This is a genomic window from Citrobacter sp. BDA59-3, from assembly GCF_015167655.1.
In the GTDB taxonomy this organism is placed as follows: domain Bacteria; phylum Pseudomonadota; class Gammaproteobacteria; order Enterobacterales; family Enterobacteriaceae; genus Phytobacter; species Phytobacter diazotrophicus.
Genome location: NZ_CP063427.1, coordinates 1,505,772 through 1,523,355 on the forward strand (window position 1 = coordinate 1,505,772; position 17,584 = coordinate 1,523,355).

General features: G+C 53.8%; 16 protein-coding genes. 6 read left to right on the forward strand and 10 right to left on the reverse strand.

The genetic code is table 11. The features are described from left to right. Positions 1-4: 4 nt before the first annotated feature. From glnS to chiQ, 3 genes are all read left to right on the forward strand, one after another. Positions 5-1,672, forward strand: a complete 1,668-nt coding sequence (glnS, locus tag IP582_RS07020) for a glutamine--tRNA ligase (protein WP_193796200.1) — start codon at positions 5-7, stop codon at positions 1,670-1,672. Positions 1,673-2,064: 392 nt separating this feature from the next. After that, complete coding sequence (locus IP582_RS07025) at positions 2,065-3,465, forward strand: OprD family outer membrane porin (protein WP_193795500.1); 1,401 nt, start codon at positions 2,065-2,067, stop codon at positions 3,463-3,465. Positions 3,466-3,482: 17 nt separating this feature from the next. Then, on the forward strand, positions 3,483-3,818 hold the full coding sequence (gene chiQ, locus IP582_RS07030) for a ChiQ/YbfN family lipoprotein (protein ID WP_193796201.1): 336 nt from the start codon (positions 3,483-3,485) through the stop codon (positions 3,816-3,818). A 97-nt stretch (positions 3,819-3,915) separates the two neighbouring features. Here the strand turns inward: chiQ and fur are convergent, their stop codons facing one another. The 4 genes from fur to ybfF all read right to left on the reverse strand — a co-directional run bounded on the left by fur (position 3,916) and on the right by ybfF (position 6,536). Further along, the gene (gene fur / locus IP582_RS07035; RefSeq protein WP_041852104.1) at positions 3,916-4,368 is read right to left on the reverse strand and encodes a ferric iron uptake transcriptional regulator; all 453 of its coding nucleotides are present in this window, start codon (positions 4,366-4,368) and stop codon (positions 3,916-3,918) included. 289 nt (positions 4,369-4,657) lie between these two features. Beyond that, a complete protein-coding gene (gene fldA / locus IP582_RS07040) occupies positions 4,658-5,188 on the reverse strand; it encodes a flavodoxin FldA (protein ID WP_193795501.1) in 531 nt (176 codons plus the stop codon). Positions 5,189-5,337: 149 nt separating this feature from the next. Beyond that, a complete protein-coding gene (gene ybfE, locus IP582_RS07045) occupies positions 5,338-5,631 on the reverse strand; it encodes a LexA regulated protein (RefSeq protein WP_041852102.1) in 294 nt (97 codons plus the stop codon). Positions 5,632-5,762: 131 nt separating this feature from the next. Beyond that, entirely contained in the window at positions 5,763-6,536 is a 774-nt protein-coding gene (gene ybfF, locus IP582_RS07050) for an esterase (protein WP_193795502.1), read from the reverse strand. 182 nt (positions 6,537-6,718) lie between these two features. On the opposite strand from ybfF, the gene seqA reads away from it, so the two are divergent. Together seqA and pgm are read left to right on the forward strand one after the other, a co-directional pair. Further along, the gene (gene seqA, locus IP582_RS07055) at positions 6,719-7,267 is read left to right on the forward strand and encodes a replication initiation negative regulator SeqA (RefSeq protein WP_193795503.1); all 549 of its coding nucleotides are present in this window, start codon (positions 6,719-6,721) and stop codon (positions 7,265-7,267) included. A 24-nt stretch (positions 7,268-7,291) separates the two neighbouring features. After that, positions 7,292-8,932: a phosphoglucomutase (alpha-D-glucose-1,6-bisphosphate-dependent) gene (gene pgm / locus IP582_RS07060; protein ID WP_193795504.1), complete on the forward strand. Its 1,641-nt coding sequence runs from the start codon at positions 7,292-7,294 to the stop codon at positions 8,930-8,932. Positions 8,933-8,967: 35 nt separating this feature from the next. On the opposite strand, the gene kdpE is transcribed toward pgm, so the two are convergent. Genes kdpE through kdpF form a run of 6 tightly spaced genes read right to left on the reverse strand, consistent with a single transcriptional unit; the run spans position 8,968 to position 16,759 of the window. Further along, a complete protein-coding gene (gene kdpE / locus IP582_RS07065) occupies positions 8,968-9,645 on the reverse strand; it encodes a two-component system response regulator KdpE (protein WP_041852098.1) in 678 nt (225 codons plus the stop codon). Continuing rightward, on the reverse strand, positions 9,642-12,329 hold the full coding sequence (gene kdpD / locus IP582_RS07070) for a two-component system sensor histidine kinase KdpD (protein WP_193795505.1): 2,688 nt from the start codon (positions 12,327-12,329) through the stop codon (positions 9,642-9,644). Before kdpD ends, kdpE begins: the two co-directional genes overlap by 4 nt. Before the next feature lie 3 nt (positions 12,330-12,332). Continuing rightward, a complete protein-coding gene (gene kdpC, locus IP582_RS07075) occupies positions 12,333-12,911 on the reverse strand; it encodes a potassium-transporting ATPase subunit KdpC (protein WP_193795506.1) in 579 nt (192 codons plus the stop codon). Between the two features lie 13 nt (positions 12,912-12,924). Beyond that, positions 12,925-14,973 (reverse strand): potassium-transporting ATPase subunit KdpB, encoded by a 2,049-nt coding sequence (gene kdpB / locus IP582_RS07080; protein WP_041852095.1) that lies wholly within the window; start codon positions 14,971-14,973, stop codon positions 12,925-12,927. 17 nt (positions 14,974-14,990) lie between these two features. Next, entirely contained in the window at positions 14,991-16,670 is a 1,680-nt protein-coding gene (kdpA, locus tag IP582_RS07085; protein WP_041852094.1) for a potassium-transporting ATPase subunit KdpA, read from the reverse strand. Then, positions 16,670-16,759 (reverse strand): K(+)-transporting ATPase subunit F, encoded by a 90-nt coding sequence (kdpF, locus tag IP582_RS07090; RefSeq protein ID WP_041852093.1) that lies wholly within the window; start codon positions 16,757-16,759, stop codon positions 16,670-16,672. Before kdpF ends, kdpA begins: the two co-directional genes overlap by 1 nt. 344 nt (positions 16,760-17,103) lie before the next feature. Here kdpF and IP582_RS07095 point away from each other — a divergent pair, with 344 nt between their 5' ends. Further along, positions 17,104-17,310, forward strand: coding sequence for a YbfA family protein (locus IP582_RS07095; RefSeq protein WP_041852092.1), 207 nt, complete (start codon positions 17,104-17,106; stop codon positions 17,308-17,310). The last annotated feature ends 274 nt before the right edge of the window (positions 17,311-17,584 follow it).

Sequence of the window (17,584 nt, forward strand, 5' to 3'; positions counted from 1 at the left end):
TATGATGAGTGAGGCTGAAGCCCGCCCGACTAACTTTATTCGTCAGATCATTGATGAAGATCTGGCTACTGGAAAGCACTCTACTATTTGCACCCGTTTTCCGCCTGAGCCGAATGGCTATCTGCATATCGGTCATGCGAAATCCATCTGCCTGAACTTTGGTATCGCGCAAGATTATCAAGGGCAATGCAACCTGCGTTTTGATGACACCAACCCGGTAAAAGAAGATATCGAGTACGTTGAGTCCATCAAGAATGACGTGCAGTGGTTAGGTTTCCACTGGTCAGGCGATGTGCGCTATTCCTCTGATTATTTCGATCAACTGCACAACTATGCCGTAGAGTTAATCAGCAAAGGTCTGGCCTATGTTGACGAACTGTCCGCTGACGAAATCCGTGAATATCGCGGCACGCTGACAGCGCCGGGTAAAAATAGCCCGTATCGCGATCGTACGGTTGAAGAGAACCTCGCTCTGTTTGAAAAAATGCGCGCGGGTGGTTTCGAAGAAGGTAAGGCGTGCCTGCGTGCGAAGATTGATATGGCGTCGCCATTCATCGTGATGCGCGATCCGGTGCTGTACCGTATTAAATTTGCTGAACACCATCAGACGGGCAACAAGTGGTGCATCTACCCGATGTATGACTTTACCCACTGCATCAGTGATGCGCTGGAGGGGATCACTCACTCTCTGTGTACGCTGGAGTTCCAGGATAACCGTCGTCTGTATGACTGGGTGCTGGACAACATCACTATTCCGGTTCACCCGCGTCAGTACGAGTTCTCCCGACTGAACCTGGAATACACCGTCATGTCCAAGCGTAAGCTGAACCTGCTGGTGACTGACAAGCATGTTGAAGGCTGGGACGACCCGCGTATGCCGACCATCTCTGGTCTCCGTCGTCGTGGTTACACATCCGCCTCCATCCGTGAGTTCTGTAAACGTATTGGTATCACCAAACAGGACAACACCATTGAGATGGCGTCACTGGAGTCCTGCATCCGTGAAGATCTCAATGAAAACGCACCGCGCGCGATGGCTGTTATCGATCCGGTTAAGCTGGTTATCGAGAACTATCCGCAGGGTGCCAGTGAAATGGTTTCGATGCCGAACCATCCGAACAAACCGGAAATGGGCAGCCGTGATGTCCCATTCAGCGGTGAAATCTGGATCGATCGTGCCGATTTCCGTGAGGAAGCCAACAAGCAGTACAAACGACTAGTGCTGGGCAAAGAAGTGCGCCTGCGTAACGCGTATGTAATCAAAGCGGAGCGTGTTGAGAAAGACGCGGAAGGCAATATCACCACGATTTTCTGTACCTTTGATGCCGATACGCTGAGCAAAGATCCGGCAGATGGTCGTAAAGTGAAGGGCGTTATTCACTGGGTTAGTGCGGCACACGCACTGCCGGTTGAAATTCGTCTGTATGACCGCCTGTTCAGCGTGCCAAATCCGGGTGCAGCGGAAGACTTCCTGACAGTCATTAACCCGGAGTCGCTGGTCATTAAGCAGGGCTTTGCTGAGCCGAGCCTTAAGGCCGCTGAGGTTGCGAAAGCGTATCAGTTTGAGCGCGAAGGTTACTTCTGCCTCGACAGTCGCCATGCTACGGCGGACAAACTGGTCTTCAATCGCACTGTGGGTCTTCGCGATACCTGGGCGAAAATCGGCGAGTAATCCCGTCTTGCCAGGATGCTAAAAACGCTGCCTCGTGCAGCGTTTTTTATTTCTCATCTGAAAATAAGTTACGGTACTCCTTCTTTTTTTCTAAAATATTGTTTTAATTTTATCCGATCCTCTTTTCAGTTATTCATTGATAACGAAGACTCTGTCGCCCTGAAAGCCTTGCTGTGCAAGCTGTCAGCCGATAAGCAACAAATCTGTGTGGTGCGTCATAATCCCCGTATTCCCTTCCTGTAAATACTTGATAATTCGCGTCGCGAAAAATATGCTTACAAACGACAGAGATAGAAACATTTTCTATAACTGTCAGTAATATTTCATTTTTTTACTTTGTTGCTGTTTGCCTTTGCGCAGCACTTTTTATTTTTCGTCAAAGAGGAACACTCATGAACGCGTTTAACGCTAAACGTAAGGCGTTAGCGTTGGCTATTGCCTGCGCCACCGCATTACCTGGATTAACTTTCGCTCCTTCCGCCAGCGCCACTGGTTTTGTTGATGATGCCACGCTCACCGGCGGGATTTACTACTGGCAGCGCCAGCGTGACCGTAAAGATGTCACCGATGGCGATAAATACAAAACTAACCTGTCGCACTCCACCTGGAATACCAATCTCGATTTCCAGTCAGGTTACGCTGCCGATATGTTCGGTATTGATGTCGCGGTCTTTGCGGCGATTGAGATGGCTGAATCCTCGGAAAGCGGACACCCGAATGAAATCGCATTTTCCAATAGCCACAAGGTGTATGACGAAGACTGGTCTGGCGATCGCAGCGGCGCAAGCCTCTATAAAGCTGCCGCGAAATTTAAATATGGCCCGGTGTGGGCGAGGGCAGGGTACATCCAGCCGACGGGGCAAACGCTGCTGGCCTCAAACTGGAGCTTTATGCCGGGCACCTATCAGGGTGCAGAAGCCGGTGCAAAACTGGATTTCGATGATCGCGGCGCGCTGAGCTTCTCATACATGTGGGCCAATGAATACAAAGCACCGTGGTATAACGAAACGGATAACTTTTACCAGAACGATGGCGTGAGCAAAATTGATTATGTCCACTCTCTGGGCGCATCGTACGACTTTAAAAACGCTCTGATCCTCGAAGCCGCGTTTGGCCAGGCACAGGGTTATGTTGATCAATATTTTGCCAAAGCCAGCTATAAGTTTGACGTCGCGGGTAACCCGCTTTCCACCAGTTATCAGTTCTATGGCTCACGCGACAAGGCCGATAACAACACGATTAATGATATTTATGACGGCACCGCGTGGCTACAGGCGCTCACTTTTGGCTATACGGTCGGCCCGGTGGATTTGCGCCTGGAAGGGACCTGGGTCAAAGCGGATGGCCGCCAGGGCTATTTCAACTCACGTATGACGCCGCGGTATGGATCTTCCAACGGTCGCCTGGATATCTGGTGGGATAACCGCTCCGACTTTAACGCCCATAATGAGAAATCCGTCTTTGCTGGCGCTATGTATGACCTGAAAGGCTGGAATCTGCCGGGCTGGGCGGTCGGTGCATCGTATGTATATGGCTGGGATGCCAAACCGTCTAATGTCTCCTCCGGCGACAAATATTACGACGCGGGAAATTCCATCAAAGAGTCGGCGTACAGCCTTGATCTGCTTTACACGGTGCAAGAAGGGATGGCAAAAGGCACCTTATTCAAGCTGCATTTCACCCAATATGATAACCATTCCAATATCCCGAGTTGGGGTGGTGGATATAACAACATCTTCCAGGACGAACGTGACGTGAAGTTTATCGTCATTGCGCCCCTGAATATTTTCTAATGCGAGGGAATGCCATGATGACGAAACCGATATTGCTTGCCCTGATGACGCTGGGGCTTGCCGCCTGTGTGCAACAGCCGCAGGCACCAAAGGAAGATGCACGATTAAAAGAGGCTTATAGCGCCTGTATTACTACGGCAGAAGGTTCTCCGGAGAAAACGGCGGCGTGCAGAAGTGTGCTGGATGTCCTGCGCAAAGAGAAAGCGCACCAGCAATTTGCGCAGGAGGAGAGCGTGCGCACCCTGGATTATCAGCAGTGCCTTGAAGCGACGCATACCGGAAACGGGCAGGTGGTAAAATCCCGCTGTGACCAGATCTGGCAGGAGATACGCCACCATAACACGGTAAATTAACCGTCTGAAAGGGCCCGCTTCGGCGGGCTTTGTCGTGTGGTGAAAGCAGAAAATAAAAAAGCCAACCCGGAGGTTGGCTTTATAACGATGCGGGTAATTATTTATCAGCCGCTTCGTGCGCGTTTTCGTCAGTACGGCAGTCACCTTCAGCGCAGTGGCCATACAGGTAGAGGCTGTGGTTCGTCAGACGAATACCATGCTTAGATGCGATTTCACGCTGACGCGCTTCAATAGAGTCATCGCTGAACTCGATCACTTTGCCGCAATCCAGGCAAATTAAGTGGTCGTGGTGATGCTGCTGCGTCAGTTCAAAGACGGATTTACCGCCTTCAAAATTATGGCGGGTCACAATCCCGGCATCGTCGAACTGGTTAAGTACACGGTACACCGTGGCCAGCCCAATCTCTTCGCCCATGTCGATCAGGCGCTTATATAGATCTTCCGCACTGACATGATGGTTCTCCGGCTCCTGAAGCACTTCCAGGATTTTTAACCGAGGAAGCGTGACTTTCAGGCCGGCCTTCTTTAATGCGGTATTGTTGTCAGTCATGCGGAATCTGTCCTGTTGCTAAACGATTCACTTCCCGTTGGGAAGCTACAAGGAATGCACCTGGGATAATGCGTCTCATTATAGAACTGCCATGCCTGAATGAAAACTGCAAGTCCTCAAGTAAAGTAAGCTTATAAAACGTGGTAACGTCTACAAAGTCCTTTGGGCTACCCGTTTTAATCAGGGGCCATTGTACAGCGCTGGAGAAAAAAGTTAAAAAATTGTAGCAATTATTTCCATCGCTTTTATCTATTAATCTGGCGCAACCAGCAGGTTGCGCCAAACATCATCAGGCATTGAGAATGTCGTTCAGATGAAGTTCTTCAGAAATTTGTTTGACCCATTTGTCGACGCGGCCAGCGGTCAGTTCAGGCTGACGGTCTTCGTCAATGGCAAGGCCAACGAAATGGTTGTCGTCTACCAGACCTTTTGACGCTTCAAAATGGTAACCTTCGGTCGGCCAGTGGCCTACAATAGTGGCGCCACGCGGTTCAATGATGTCGCGAATGGTGCCCAGCGCGTCACAGAAGTACTCTGCATAGTCTTCCTGATCGCCACAGCCAAACAGGGCAACCAGTTTGCCGTTAAAATCGATTTCTTCCAGCGTCGGGAAAAAGTCATCCCAGTCACACTGTGCTTCACCATAATACCAGGTCGGAATGCCAAGCAGCAGGATGTCGTAACCTTCCAGATCCTCTTTGCTACTTTTAGCAATGTCATGCACATCGGCAACATCTTTACCAAGTTGAGCCTGGATCATCTTTGCGATGTTTTCGGTATTACCGGTATCGCTGCCGAAAAAAATGCCTGTGATTGCCATGAGTAAAATAACCTCTTGAAACTTAATGATATGGTGGTGGCGATTGGCCCACGGATAAGGGCAATCATAGCAGATCAGAGAAGCACGCGGAAACTGCAATCATGCAAGACTGCACTCTGTGCAACATGAAAGTGAATTTTTGCGATAATTCAGAGGATTTCCTGGTCGTTCAGCGCGTTAAGCTGAGCCAGTAACATCTCTTCAATCAATTCGCTCCGGCTCATTTCCCGCGCATCCGCCAGCGCGTTTAGCGCGTCGACAGCCTCGGCGTTGAGTTTTAATTCGACGCGTTTAAGCCCACGAACCTTGTCGCGTTTAAGCTGATTGCGCTTATTGATGCGCAATTGCTCGTCGCGAGAGAGCGGATTGGTTTTAGGACGTCCCGGGCGACGTTCATTCGCGAACAGATCTAATGTCGTGCGGTCCGTTTGTTCTTTAGCCATGATTTAAGAATACTACGGGAAGTACAAGCAATCGGGTCATTGCCCGGGCTGATTAGCGCGCCATCATACATCAGCGATGCGGACACGCCAACGGCCGGGCGCTTTCAGGCAACCGGTCGCCGGGTTTTTAATCAGTTTGTCTTTTCAGCGAGATAACGGCGGATGGCGCGCAGAACCGCTTCTGGCTTTTCTGCATGTACCCAGTGCCCGGCACCGGCAATGACATGCGCACGTGCCTGCGGGAACTGTTGCAGCAGTTCGTCACGATACTGTTCGGTAACATAGGGCGAGTTGCCGCCAGGGATAAAGAGAGCAGGGTGGTTCCAGGCAGGCACAGTTTCCCAGCCCACTATATGGGGGTACTGATCCCACAACGCGGGCACATTGAAGCGCCACTTGCCATCGACAAACGACTTGAGCAGAAACTGTATCACCCCTTCTTCATTTATATGCTCACGCATGACGGCGGCGGCCTGCTGGCGCGTCGTGACGCCGGCATCGGTCACCGCATTGATGGCGGCAAAGATCTCATCGTGACGGCGTACATGGTAATTGACCGGGGCAATATCGATAGCGATGAGCTTGTCGATGCGTTCAGGCGCCAGTGCGGTAAAGGCCATCACCGCTTTCCCCCCCATGGAGTGACCAACGAAAGTCGCGCGCCCAATACCGTGAGCATCAAGGGTATCCAGTAAGTCCTGTGCCATCGCCGGATAATTCATCTCCGGTGAGCGTTCGGAAAGGCCATGATTGCGCATATCAACCTGAATAATATCATGGTCATTGACGAGGTCGCGGGCAAGCACGCCAAGGTTGTCCAGGCTACCAAATAAACCGTGAACCAGCACTATGGGGGAATTGTTGTGCGATTGTTGTGCAGATTGCGCTCGGGTATTCAATTTCATGGCAAAGTTCTTTTTTTCGCTCTTTCGGATTAAGGTATTATGTTGAACATTCTGCCGTCCGGCTGCAAGGTTTTGACACACTCTGACTTTGCCGCCATCCTGGTTTGACGCTATCCGCTGTTGGGATTTGACTTTATAATCTCAATAACTTGTATTCAGAATAGACACTGCACTGGATTAAGATGAAAACGATCGAAGTTGATGATGAGCTCTACAGTTATATTGCCAGCCATACAAAGCACATTGGCGAGAGCGCATCCGACATTTTACGGCGCATGTTGAAGTTTTCCGCCGCTTCGCAGCCAGCTGCCGCTGTTCAACTCGCGAAAGAAACCCCTGCGCCTGTTACGGTTGAAGAAGCGAAACCGACTAATACGGCAAAAGATAAAGTCCGCGCGGTGCGTGAACTGCTGCTCTCTGACGAGTATGCAGAGCAGAAAAAGGCCGTTAATCGCTTTATGCTGGTGCTGTCTACACTTTACTCATTAGATAAAAAAGCTTTTGCAGAATCCACTGAGTCTCTGCATGGGCGCACCCGCGTATACTTCGCGGCGGATGAACATACCCTGTTGCAAAACGGCAATCAGACGAAGCCAAAACAGGTGCCTGATACCCCGTACTGGGTTATCACTAACACGAATACGGGTCGTAAATGCAGCATGGTGGAGCACATCATGCAATCAATGCAATTCCCGGCGGAATTGATTGAAAAGGTTTGCGGCACAATTTAATCCTTGCATAAAAAGGACCAGGCAATGGCTAACCACGAACGTGCGGGGCAACCTGCGCAACAGAGCGATTTGATTAACGTCGCCCAGCTTACTGCGCAGTACTATGTGCTGAAACCAGAAATCGGCAATGCTGAGCACGCGGTAAAATTTGGTACGTCAGGTCACCGCGGCAGCGCGGGGCGTCACAGTTTTAACGAACAACACATTCTGGCAATTGCTCAGGCTATCGCCGAAGAGCGCGCCAAAAACGATATCACCGGTCCGTGCTATGTCGGTAAAGACACGCACGCCCTGTCTGAACCTGCCTTTATCTCTGTGCTGGAAGTGCTGGCGGCGAACGGCGTTGATGTGATCGTGCAGGAAAATAATGGCTTCACGCCGACCCCTGCGGTGTCCAACGCTATTCTGGTGCACAATAAAAAAGGTGGCGCGCAGGCTGACGGTATCGTCATTACCCCGTCACATAACCCACCGGAAGATGGCGGTATCAAATACAATCCGCCAAACGGTGGCCCGGCTGATACCAACGTGACCAAAGTGGTTGAAGATCGCGCGAACGCGCTGCTGGCTGATGGCCTGAAAGGTGTGAAACGCATTACGCTGGATGCCGCACTGGCGTCCGGCCACGTGAAAGAGCAGGATCTGGTACAGCCGTTTATCGAAGGGCTGGCCGATATCGTCGATATGGCGGCTATCCAAAAAGCGGGCCTGAAACTGGGCGTTGATCCGCTGGGCGGTTCCGGTATCGAATACTGGAAACGTATTGCGGCGTTCTACAAGCTTGACCTGACTATCGTTAACGATCAGGTTGATCAAACCTTCCGCTTTATGCACCTCGATAAAGACGGCGTGATCCGCATGGACTGCTCCTCTGAGTGTGCTATGGCCGGTTTGCTGGCGCTGCGTGACAAGTTCGACCTGGCCTTTGCCAACGACCCTGACTATGACCGTCACGGTATCGTGACGCCAGCCGGGCTGATGAATCCGAACCACTACCTGGCGGTCGCGATTAACTACCTGTTCCAGCATCGTCCGCAGTGGGGCAAAGATGTCGCCGTGGGTAAAACCCTGGTCTCTTCTGCCATGATTGACCGCGTGGTGAATGACCTGGGTCGTAAGCTGGTGGAAGTGCCGGTCGGCTTTAAATGGTTTGTTGACGGTCTGTTTGACGGCAGTTTCGGCTTCGGCGGCGAAGAGAGCGCAGGGGCCTCCTTCCTGCGTTTCGACGGCACGCCGTGGTCTACCGATAAAGACGGTATCATCATGTGCCTGCTGGCGGCGGAAATCACTGCGGTTACGGGTAAAAACCCGCAGCAACATTACGATGAGCTGGCCGCACGTTTCGGCGCGCCGAGCTACAACCGTCTGGGTGCCAGCGCAACCTCCGCACAGAAAGCGGCATTGTCCAAACTTTCTCCGGAAATGGTCAGTGCCAGCACGCTGGCGGGGGATCCCATCACCGCACGTCTGACGGCCGCTCCGGGTAACGGCGCGTCTATCGGTGGTTTGAAAGTGATGACCGACAACGGCTGGTTCGCTGCCCGTCCGTCAGGTACAGAAGACGCCTACAAAATTTACTGCGAAAGCTTCCTCGGTGAAGAACACCGTAAGCTGATTGAGAAAGAAGCGGTAGAAATTGTCAGTGAAGTGCTGAAAAACGCGTAATCCTCATCAGGCCCTGTTCAGGGCCTGATTCTTTTCTACAGCATAAATCGATAGCCAATGCCGGTTTCTGTCAATAAATGGCGGGGACGTGCAGGATCGGCTTCCAGCTTCTGACGAAGATGGCCCATATAGATGCGTAAATAGTGACTATGCTCAACGGCGTTTGGTCCCCAGACCTGGCTTAACAACTGGCGTTGGGTCAACACCTTACCGTGGTTATTGAGTAACACGGCCAGCAGACGAAACTCGATAGGGGTAAGATGCAGCTCTTCACCCGCCCGCATAATACGGCGGTTGGCGAGATCAACCTGAATATCTGAAAAGCTCACCAGGGGATCGCTTTGTTGCATACCTGCATTGCGGCGAAGCGCTACGCGCAGGCGCGCCTGCAATTCCCCGATACCAAAGGGTTTACTCAGATAATCGTCAGCCCCGGCATCCAGCGCGGCAATCTTGTCGCTCTCTTCGGTTCGCGCGGATAGCACGATAACCGGAATCTGGCTCCACTGACGCAGATCGCGGATGAAATCAATGCCATCACCGTCCGGCAGGCCTAAATCGAGGATCACAAGGTCCGGTTTGCGCGTTGCGGCTTCGATAAGGCCACGCTGCAGTGTTTCGGCTTCCCAGGCGCGCAACCCCTCGGCTTCCAGCGCAGCACGCAGAAAACGACGTATGGCCTGTTCATCTTCAACGATGAGAACGTTAATCACAAATCCTCGGCTAATTCATCCAGTTGCGGTGGCGGTTCCAGCGGCAGTGTAACATAAAAACTGGCGCCGCCTTCCGGGCGGTTGGCGGCAGAAATCGTGCCGCCATGCACCTCGACAATCGCCTCGCAGATGGCCAGCCCTAAGCCTACGCCGGGAATAGCCGACTCTTTGCTGCCGCGTGCAAATTTAGCAAAAATCGCCTCTTCCTGCCCGGCGGGAATACCCGGCCCGTTATCCCACACTTCAAGTGTCAGCCGCGAATCATCATGTCGGGCATCGATACCGATATTCGCATTATGCCCGGCGTATTTAACGGCATTTTCCAGCAAATTAATCAGTACGCGTTCAAACAACGGCCCATCGACGTGTACCAGCATCAGCGGGTCGGGGAGGTTCAGCGCAATATGGCGCTCGCCAAGACCGGGTTCGAGGGTTTTCAGCGCGCTTCCCACCACTTCTTCCAGCGTCAGCCACTCTTTTTTAAGATTAAAACCGCCGGACTGAATGCGCGCCATATCCAGCAGATTGTTCACAAGCCGGGTGGTATTGAGCACATGCTGACGAATTTCGCTGGCCTGAGGCGCGTGTTTTGACCCTTCGCTGGCAAGGTCCAGGGTCAGGATTTCAGCCTGGCCAAACAGCACGGTAAGCGGCGTGCGCAGATCATGAGAGAGTGCCGCCAGCAAGGAGTTACGTATGCTTTCCCGTTCACTGGCAAGGCGTGCCTGCTCTTCGCTGGTGGCGAGCGCCTGGCGCTCCAGCGCGCTGGCGACCAGCAAGGTAAAGGTTTCCAGCAGGCGCTGCTGTTCGGGGATCATCAGCAGGCGCAAGTTTGCCGGTTCCACAATCAGTAAACCGTGTGTTTTCTGTGCGCTTTTTAATGGCAAAATCTGATAGGGCACGCCGGGGAGGGTGTCGGTACCGGCACCCGCTGGCTGTCCCTTATCAAAACTCCAGCGAGCGATAGCATCATCCCACGGGCTGATGCCCTGTGTCTGGGTAACGGCGACCAGTTTTCCCGAATGATCGGGCAGCAAGACCTGGCTGCGGGCATCAAATGTTGAGCGAATAAACGCCTCGCTGGTTGTGGCGATATCGGCTTCACTGCGCCCGGTGGCCAGCGCTTTCGACATCTCATACAGGTGGCGCGTACGCTGTTCACGGTAGCGGGCGACGCGCGCCTGATAGCGCACACCGGCGGTAAGGTTGCCAATCACCAGGCCAACCGTCAGCATCACGCCAAACGTCAGCAGATATTGCACATCAGAAACGGCCAGCGTACCGCGCGGCGCAATAAAAAAGAGATCAAAGCTGACGACATTGATCACTGTGGCAAATGCTGACGGCCAGCGGCCATACAGCAGCGCGACCACCACCACGCCAAGCAGATAGACCATCACGAGGTTGGCGGCGTCAAAGGCTATTAGCCACTGCATCGCAATCAGTGTAATAGCAGCGCACAGAGCAACGGCCACCAGACACCCTTTTAACTGGACGCGCCATTTTTCCATAAATGGACGGCTGTCGCCGGGGCGGGACGGCAGCGCTACGGGGGCGTCATCTGGCGCAATGATCACCAGATCGAGATCCGGCGCGCGGCGCGCCAGCCGGTCAGCAAAAGATTCCGCGCCAAACCAGCGTCGTTTATTACGTCTGCCGATAAGGATTTTGCCGAGGTTATGCTCACGGGCGTAGCGCAATATGGCTTTATCTTCTGCCGGATCGGAGAGGGTTGCGGTCTCCGCGCCCAGCTCCTGCGCCAGGTGCAATGAGGCGAGGATCGCCCGACGCTGTTGTTCGGGCAAACGGTGCAGGGCCGGGGTTTCCACATACACCGCGTGCCAGACGCTGCCCAGTTTTGCCGCCAGACGGGCAGCGGTGCGGATCAGTTTCTCATTACCAGAACCGTGACCGACGCAGAGCAGGATCGCGTCGCGCGTGTGCCAGACTTTTTCATCCCCAAGACGGTCGCGCCAGGCGCGCATCTGGTCGTCAACACGGTCGGCTGTACGGCGCAGGGCCAGTTCACGCAAGGCGATGAGGTTGCCTTTGCGAAAGAAATGCTCGATAGCGCGTTCGGCCTGACCGCCAATATAGACTTTGCCTTCGTGCAGGCGCTGGCGTAAATCGTCTGGCGGAAGGTCGACCAGCACAATTTCGTCCGCAGCGTCAAAGAAGGGGTCGGGTACCGTTTCGCGCACCTGTACGCCGGTGACGCCACTGACCACATCATTCAGACTTTCCAGATGTTGCACATTCACGGTGGTCAGCACATCAATGCCCGCTTCCAGCAGCTCTTCCACATCCTGCCAGCGTTTCGGATGACGGGAGCCAGGCGCGTTGCTGTGCGCCAGCTCGTCCATCAGTATCAATGCCGGACGCCGCGCAAGGGCGGCGTCAAGGTCAAACTCCTGAATCAGGCGAGCGCGATGGGCAATACGCCTTGGCGGCAGCACCGCCAGCCCATTGAGCAGGGCGGCGGTCTCCTTGCGCCCGTGGGTTTCCACCACGCCCACCAGAATATCCAGCCCCTGCGCCCGTAGCCGCTGTGCTTCCTGCAACATGGCAAACGTCTTCCCTACGCCAGCACAGGCACCGAAGAAGATTTTCAGTTTGCCACGATGATCCGTCGCCGCATGTTCCAGCAGTCTGTCGGGGTCCGGGCGCAAAGGCTCGTCTGTCATGACTTATTTATCCTTGAGCGCATCCAGCGCCAGATTCAGTTCAACGATATTCACCACCGGCTGGCCAATAAAATCGAAAAGCGGGTGAGTGGTGTTTTGTTCTACTAACCGGGCAACGGTCTGTGCGGGCAGATTGCGAGCCTGAGCAACACGCGGGATTTGCCATTCCACAGCCTGTGGCGTCAGATTGTTGTCCAGACCGCTGGCCGATGTTGTTATCAGTTCCACCGGCACACGGGTATCAGCCTGGGGGTTTTCCTGACGCAACTGGGCAACGCGCGCAGCCACTTCTTTATCCAGCTCCGGGTTACTGGCTGCCAGATTACTCCCACCGGACGCCATCGGATTATAAGGCGCATCGGCGGTGGCGGAAGGGCGGCCATGAAAATATCCCGCTGCGGTGAAATTCTGCCCAATCAGGCGGGAGCCGCGAACCACATCGTCTCCCTCACGAATAAGCGAACCGTTGGCCTGTGTCTGAAATAACCACTGCCCCAGCGCCGTAGTAACCAGCGGGTAAAGCCCGCCGGTAATCAACGTCAGTACAATTAAGAGTACAAATGCCGGACGAATCAAAGCCATTTTTTTATCCCTCTTACACCAGGCCGAACAGGGTCAGCAACAGGTCAATAATTTTGATGCCGATAAATGGCACCACCAGTCCGCCCAATCCATAAACCCACAGGTTGCGGCGCAGCATGGCGGAGGCGGTCAACGGTTTGTAGCTCACCCCTTTCAACGCCAGCGGGATCAAAAAGACAATGATCAGGGCATTGAAAATAACCGCACTCAGAATGGCCGATGCCGGGGAGTGCAGATGCATCACATTCAGCGCATTGAGCTGCGGGTAGGTGGCGGCAAAGGCTGCGGGGATGATGGCAAAATATTTCGCCACGTCGTTGGCGATACTGAATGTGGTCAACGAACCACGGGTCATCAGCATCTGCTTGCCAATATGCACCACCTCAATCAGCTTGGTGGGGTTAGAGTCCAGATCCACCATGTTGCCAGCCTCTTTTGCGGCCTGGGTCCCGGAATTCATGGCAACCGCAACATCCGCCTGCGCCAGTGCCGGGGCGTCGTTAGTGCCATCCCCGGTCATCGCCACCAGACGGCCTTCTGACTGATACTGGCGAATCAGCGCCAGTTTTGCTTCCGGGGTTGCTTCGGCCAGGAAATCATCCACCCCGGCTTCGGCGGCGATAGCGGCGGCAGTAAGACGGTTATCCCCGGTGATCATGACCGTCTTGATGCCCATTTTCCGCAGTTGGGCGAAACGCTCTTTGATGCCGCCTTTGACGATATCTTTGAGTGAAATCACCCCCAGGACACGAGCCCCTTCCGCCACCACCAGTGGTGTGGCCCCGAGACGCGCCACCTGTTCCACACGCTGCTCGACATCGGCCGGGAACTGACCGTTGTTAGCCTCAATATGACGACGAATGGCATCCACTGAGCCTTTGCGGATCATGCGCCCTTGCACGTTAATACCACTCATACGGGTCTGCGCGGTAAAGGGGACAAACGTCGCCTGCAGACTTTGTACATCCCTCTCACGCAGGTTAAAGCGCTGCTTTGCCAGTATCACAATGCTGCGGCCTTCCGGCGTTTCATCCGCCAGCGAAGAGAGTTGTGCAGCGTCGGCCAGGGTTTTTTCATCTACGCCGTTTGCAGGCAGGAACTCGGAGGCCTGGCGGTTACCGAGTGTGATGGTGCCGGTTTTATCCAGCAGCAGTACGTCGACATCACCTGCGGCTTCTACGGCGCGCCCGCTGGTGGCAATCACATTGGCGCCGAGCATACGGCTCATCCCGGCGACGCCGATGGCCGACAGCAAACCGCCGATGGTGGTCGGGATCAGGCAGACCAGCAGGGCCACAAGAACGGTGACGCTGACCGGCGTGCCGCCGTAGACCGAGAATGGCCACAGGGTGGCGGTTGCCAGCAGGAAGACAATGGTCAGTGCCACCAGCAGAATGGTCAGCGCGATCTCATTGGGCGTCTTACGGCGCTGGGCACCTTCCACCATGGCAATCATCCGGTCAAGGAAGGTTTCGCCAGGGTTCACGCTACACTGAATCACCAGCCAGTCGGAGAGAATGCGCGTACCGCCGGTCACGGAGGCGAAATCGCCGCCGGACTCGCGGATAACCGGCGCGGACTCGCCGGTAATGGCGCTTTCATCCACCGACGCGCCGCCCTCAATGACTTCCCCGTCGCAGGGAATAATGTCGCCCGCTTCCACCAGCACCACGTCACCTTTACGCAAATCAGCAGCGGGAATGTGGTCGATTTGTGCATCATGCTGCGGTGCGCGTAATTTGCGGGCGAAGGCCGTTTTCTTCACTCCTTTCAGGCTGTTGGCCTGCGCTTTACTGCGACCTTCCGCCAGCGCTTCTGCGAAGTTGGCGAACAGTACGGTAAACCACAGCCACAGACTGACCGCGCCGGTAAACCAGGCGCTGCCGTCGAGATACCCGCTCGCCATCGCAATCGCCAGCAGCGTAGTCAGCACGCTGCCAATCCAGACGATAAACATAACCGGATTGCGCCACTGGATATGCGGACTCAGTTTGGTAATGGAATCAATCAGCGCCTGACGCACCAGCGTCGGTTCGAGCAGGGCCATTTGTTTGCGACTCATGACAAATACTCCGCAAATCAGCGTAAAGAGAGGTATTCCGCCACCGGACCCAGGGCCAGTGCAGGAATAAAGGTCAGGGCACCAACCAGCAGTACGGTACCGATCAGCAGGCCGATAAACAGCGCGCCGTGCGTCGGAAGCGTCCCGGTACTGGCGGGCTGGATTTTCTTGTTGACCAGCGACCCGGCAATCGCCATGACCGGCACAATGATGCCGAAGCGACCAATGAACATGCAGAACGCCAGCAGACAGTTCCAGAACGGCGTATTCGCGCTCAGGCCAGCAAAGGCGCTGCCGTTGTTATTCGCAGCAGAGGAGACGGCATACAGCACTTCGCTAAAACCGTGGATACCCGGGTTGAGCATGCCGCTGCGTCCCGCCTCGGTCATCATTGCCAGCGCGGTGCCAATCAACACAAGGGCAGGGGTGACGAGGATCGCCAGCGCGGTCATTTTCATTTCGCGCACATCGATCTTTTTGCCGAGGTATTCCGGGGTACGGCCAATCATCAGCCCGGCAATAAACACCGCCAGCAATACAAACAGCAACATGCCGTATAAGCCGGAGCCCACGCCGCCAAATACCACCTCGCCGATTTGCATCAGCCACATGGGCACCATCCCGCCCAGCGCGGTAAAGGAGTCATGCATGGCGTTAACGGCACCGCAGGAAGCTGATGTGGTGATGACCGCAAAAAGGCTACTGGCAAGAATGCCGAAGCGGCTCTCTTTTCCTTCCATATTGATGGCGCTGTCACCGCCTAATGTCAGGAAGTGCGGATTACCCTGCCATTCGGCCCACATGACCACGGCAACGCAAATGACGAAGATTATCGACATCGCCCACAAAATGGCGTGTCCCTGACGGCGATCGCTGACAGCATCACCAAAGGCGAAGCACAGCGCCGCCGGGATTAAAAAGATTGCCAGCATCTGCAGGAAGTTGGTTAACGCCGTAGGGTTTTCAAACGGGTGCGAGGAGTTGGCATTAAAGAAGCCGCCGCCGTTGGTTCCCAGCATTTTAATGGCTTCCTGCGAGGCAACCGGCCCCATCGGTAATAGCTGTTTTGCCCCTTCAATGGAGGTAAAAGGCTGATAGGGCAGGACGTTTTGCAAAGCGCCTTGTTGAATAAAGATCAGCGCAAGGATCAGCGACAGTGGCAGCAGCACCCACAGGGTAATGCGGGTTAAATCGACCCAGGCATTTCCGAGCGTCGTCACACTATGGCGAGAAAATGCGCGGATCAGGGCGAAAATGACCGCAATACCGGTAGCGGCGGAGAGGAAGTTTTGTACCGTGAGTCCTACCATCTGGCTAAAATAGCTCAGAGTGGTTTCACCCGAATAGGATTGCCAGTTGGTGTTCGTCACGAAACTCACGGCGGTGTTCAGCGCCAGATGCCATGACAAGCCAGGGAACTGTTGCGGGTTAAAAGGCAGGATGCCCTGCAACATCAGCATGACGAACAGCAGTACCAGCCCGAAAATATTGAGCCACAATATCGCCATCAGATACTGGAACCAGCCCATTTCGCGGGAATCAATCCCCATCATCCGCCATAGCCCGGTTTCCAGAGTGGATACGCCAGGAAGGGAAGCGCCGACGATCATCTTCGCCAGTAACGTCCCGAGCGGGCGAGCAAGAATAAACAGGACCAGTAAAAAGCTGGCAATCAGTAAAAACGCCTGGGCTGCCATCAGAAAGCCTCCGCGTTAATCAGGGCATAGACCAGATAGCCCAACAACAGGAAAACCAGCACGATGCCGGTTACGACGCCTGCACTCACAATCCACCTCCAGGTGTTTTAGGGATTGCAGTGAGGGTAGGATTTTGCGTGCAAATATTTCGCAAAAATCAGCCGGGCGGGTGTAAAAAAAATATAAAAATGAATAAAACCACATTTTAACTAATGGTTAGTATTAATTTAACTTTTATGTAACTTAATTACGGCGTGAATGTAAATAACGCCAGAAATGGCAAAAAAAAGTGGTCGGATGAGTAGTAAAATTACAAACAAAACGGTACTATTTTAACCAGATTCAGATGCGCCCCACAGGATCCATCAATGATCTCTGTCATGGGGGAACATTTTTCCGGTGAATGTTACCGGCCAACAAAGGGGAGAGAATTATGACCGTATATAAAACATTTCCAGTTCATATCGTCCTGATGCGTCGCATTTTCGCCGTGCTGGCTGGCGTACTGGCATTGCCGGTAATGATGTTCTGGAAAGACCGCGCACGTTTTTACAGCTATCTGCATCGCGTCTGGGCTAAAACCAGCGATAAACCGGTTTGGATGGCTCAGGCCGAAAAAGTGACCTGCGATTTTTATTGATCAATTGATTACACTCAGCAATAAAAAAACCGCTACGTTTTTGACGTAGCGGTTTTTTTTACCTTTCAGGAGCCGCAACTCATCGGTGAAAGTCGCGAATCCTGTGCAGGGCGATGCATGTTCATTCGTCAGATTATGTGCGTCATCCTGCGGCGCGTTACATTCACCCGCTACACTTAACCCACGCTGTTGTTTTGAGGCGTAAGCTCTGCTTGCACTCGCAACCTTCCTTTAACACACTATCGACATTTTCTGACGGATATCTGTTACCTGG